This window comes from Thiocystis violacea (genome assembly GCF_016583565.1).
Lineage (GTDB): Bacteria > Pseudomonadota > Gammaproteobacteria > Chromatiales > Chromatiaceae > Thiorhodococcus > Thiorhodococcus violaceus_A.
In genome coordinates this window covers 1-2869 of record NZ_NRRF01000158.1, presented here as the reverse complement: position 1 = coordinate 2869, position 2869 = coordinate 1, and the positions used below count along the sequence as shown (strand labels likewise).

The following is a 2869-nucleotide window of genomic DNA, read 5'->3' as shown; positions in this document are numbered from 1 at the left end:
TCCTCAGCGATCCGAGCCATCGCATCGTCTTTCACTTCACCCCCAAGCACGCCTCGTGGCTCAATCAGATCGAGATGTGGTTCTCGATCCTGGCGCGCAAAGTCCTGCGCCGTGGCAACTTCACCTCCATCGACGACCTTCAGAAACGCATCAGCGATTTCATCGACTTCTTCAATCGCACGTTGGCCAAACCCTTCCGCTGGACCTATGAGGGAAAGCCGCTCGCAGCATGAATGATTAAACAGTCTCGGGATTTCCACTCTGTTGCACTAGGTCTATCCCGTTATCATCGGACAGATCAGGGATCGGTAGCTTATTTAATACACCCACTATGAATTCTGGAAAACCATGGCGCCCCAATGAAATCTTAAACAGATAGTCAAATACACTTGTGTTTGTTAGCCCGAGAAGCCTCAATAATTCATAATCAGGAGCTATGGCTGAATAGCCGCGAACGCTGAATACAGAAAATAATGGTCGGCATTGTGGTCCGAATCGGCGTGCACGAAGAGGCCAAGTCAATCCAGGCTTATAAAAATGCTCTTCACTTCTTACTATTGTACCAGAAAACGCTTTCATCTCTTTACCGTGAAAACGCCAATTCAATACCATTGGAAACTTTCCATAAAAAGGTGAATCCTCTCCACCTTTCACATATGAGAACCATCGCCAATGAGTATCTGGCGGAATCTCTTTAATTCCGGGAACCGATGAATCAATGAAGTCCGGACGAGTAATTGAAGAAACCTCCCAATGGCAACGAAAAAAACGAAAGTCATCGCCGGTAGTCAGGCCATTGACAGCAGTACGAGCATCGTCTTCAAAGCTGGGCAACCGCCGAAACGTCTCCCGCACAGCCTCGCTCACCCAATAGGCAAAGGGCTTCCCCGGCACCGCATCGAAGGCGCTCGGCGCCACCTCGAAATGACGCGGATCGGCCTCGCCCGCGCGCAGTCGGGTGCAGGTCTCCAGCAAGGCTTGGGCCTTGTCGCCTTCCGCCAGCAGGCGCAGGAATTGGGTCATGGTGCACACTCATCCGTCATCAGAATCACTCCTCGCTCAAAGACGCTCCCCCAACTGACTACTGAACACTGCCCCCTCCGTGTCTTCCGACTACCGCTCTATCTCTCAGGATGGAGCGATATCGCGTTCAGTCCAGGCACTCGGAACAACGGCTTGGTTGGGCGCTCCATGGTGACGAAGACTTCTGCCTCGGCCTTTAAAGCGGCAGCGGCATGCAGTGCGTCCATGGCTCCGAGATCCAGTTCGGCCGCTAGATCAAGTGCTCGTCTTACCAAGCCATCGTCGGTTGGCACCCAAGAATTGACCGTGGCGAAGTAGGTTTCCATGAACGCGATTTCGTCGTCACGTCGATAAAAGCGCGGCTTACGCAGTGTTTCCAGGCGCAGATAATGGCTAGCGACGAATAGCCGACGCTTGTCTCCCAGCAGCTTCAACGCTTCGGCGGAAGCCGGATGGTCGCCACGAAAGGCAACGATCAAGGTGTTGGCGTCAACGTAGGTCTTGGTCATCGCCCGCCTCAGCGCGCCCCTGCAGCACCTCGTCCAGAATGACATCGACCGACGACAGCGGCATGCCTCGGGCGATCGCGCGCTGGCGAATCGCCATCAGCGCTTGTCCAAGCTCGCTCATCTCCGAATTCTCGGACGCGATTTTGGCCGCCGCACCCCCCGGCTTTGAGCCTTGAGAGGAGGGGCTGTCCGGCGTGGAGGTTGACAGAGAATCAGGCAGCACCGTCACCACCACGCGCGCCCGTCCCAGCCTTGGGATGGGCTCCAGCAACCTCACCTCGCCGTTCTCGTAGATGCCTTCAACAGTGGTCAACATGTCAGTCCTCCGCATTCCGAGTCTTTGCTCGCGCCCCGGCTTCAGCATTGAGTGTATCGGCACAGGGGCAGAGGTCCTCTTCCTCACAGCCGATAGTCATCCAGCGGATCCGTTACGGTGCCCTCGCCCCAGCGCCCCGAATCCGCCTTCTTATCGTCCAGCACCCAGGCCACGACGTCGAGCGGATCCTCGCCAGCGTCCAATTTTCGCTGCTCTTCGTGTATTAGCCGAAAGCGATCCCCGAACGTCTCCCCGGCTCGCAAGCGACGGGTGCTTTCGACGACCGAGGCGATGCGGGCAAGCCGACGTGCGAGCATCTCGATCCGCTGCTGCCTGGTGCGCAGCGTCTCAATCAGGAAGCCGAGCAAACGCGCCGAATCCTGCCACGCCTCCCTCAGTTCCATCAGTGCGTGCTCGATGGCATCCGGCGCCAGTTCACCATCGCGGATTCGATAGTCCACGAAGACGCCGTGAGCGAGGACGACAAAGAGCGTCAGGGTGCGCGCTCGCTCAGCATCCGCGCCATAGACCAGCGCACCCTTGGCGTCGAGGCTCAGGATATCGAAGTAGACGCGAATTCCCGGTGCGGCTCCGCCGATCCAGTCGCCCAGGCGGTAATCGCCAAGGACGCAATCGAAGCGCTTGGTCTGGATGGGCAACTCACGGCCATCCAACTCAATGTAGAGTGAATCGAACATGCCCATGGTGTTGCATCCTCCCAGATTCAGTGTCGGCGTACTGACAGAGTAGAGAATCTGAGCAGTGGGCGATCCTCTTACTGACCACTACCCTCACCGTTTGACCAAACAATAGGCCGCTGCTTCCACCATGGCGTCGTCCATCACCCCATGCCCCATGGCTGTGAAGGTCACGATACGTGATCGATCATCGGATGCCGTTCCCCCCGCTTCAGGGAGGGCGTCTTGGGCTGTTGACGCTGTGCGAGCAAGCGCGCGACGGACAGATGCGGCTTTTTCGGATCATGGGTGCGCGTTGGAGGCGTGTGCTTCGGACCACGTGG

At 57.2% G+C, this 2869-nt stretch carries 5 protein-coding genes; 1 reads left to right on the top strand and 4 read right to left on the bottom strand.

The window, feature by feature from the left end:
• On the top strand, positions 1–233 hold a 233-nt coding region (locus tag CKO23_RS24230), incomplete at its 5' end, for a transposase (protein ID WP_200333851.1).
• A gap of 4 nt (positions 234–237) precedes the next feature.
• On the opposite strand, the gene CKO23_RS24225 is transcribed toward CKO23_RS24230, so the two are convergent.
• From CKO23_RS24225 to CKO23_RS24210, 4 genes are all read right to left on the bottom strand, one after another.
• Complete coding sequence (locus CKO23_RS24225; protein ID WP_200335982.1) at positions 238–1023, bottom strand: hypothetical protein; 786 nt, start codon at positions 1021–1023, stop codon at positions 238–240.
• Positions 1024–1121: 98 nt separating this feature from the next.
• Positions 1122–1532, bottom strand: coding sequence for a PIN domain-containing protein (locus CKO23_RS24220; protein WP_200335980.1), 411 nt, complete (start codon positions 1530–1532; stop codon positions 1122–1124).
• Positions 1513–1848 (bottom strand): hypothetical protein, encoded by a 336-nt coding sequence (locus CKO23_RS24215; RefSeq protein WP_200335976.1) that lies wholly within the window; start codon positions 1846–1848, stop codon positions 1513–1515. Before CKO23_RS24215 ends, CKO23_RS24220 begins: the two co-directional genes overlap by 20 nt.
• Positions 1849–1931: 83 nt before the next feature.
• The gene (locus CKO23_RS24210; protein WP_207168688.1) at positions 1932–2552 is read right to left on the bottom strand and encodes a hypothetical protein; all 621 of its coding nucleotides are present in this window, start codon (positions 2550–2552) and stop codon (positions 1932–1934) included.
• Positions 2553–2869: the final 317 nt, after the last annotated feature.

What these genes read in the sequence shown, in the direction of transcription:
- CKO23_RS24225 (WP_200335982.1), bottom strand. Translation starts at nt 1,023, where the DNA reads ATGACCCAATTCCTGCGCCTGCTGGCGGAAGGCGACAAGGCCCAAGCC.
- CKO23_RS24210 (WP_207168688.1), bottom strand. Translation starts at nt 2,552, where the DNA reads ATGGGCATGTTCGATTCACTCTACATTGAGTTGGATGGCCGTGAGTTG.
- CKO23_RS24215 (WP_200335976.1), bottom strand. Translation starts at nt 1,848, where the DNA reads ATGTTGACCACTGTTGAAGGCATCTACGAGAACGGCGAGGTGAGGTTG.
- CKO23_RS24220 (WP_200335980.1), bottom strand. Translation starts at nt 1,532, where the DNA reads ATGACCAAGACCTACGTTGACGCCAACACCTTGATCGTTGCCTTTCGT.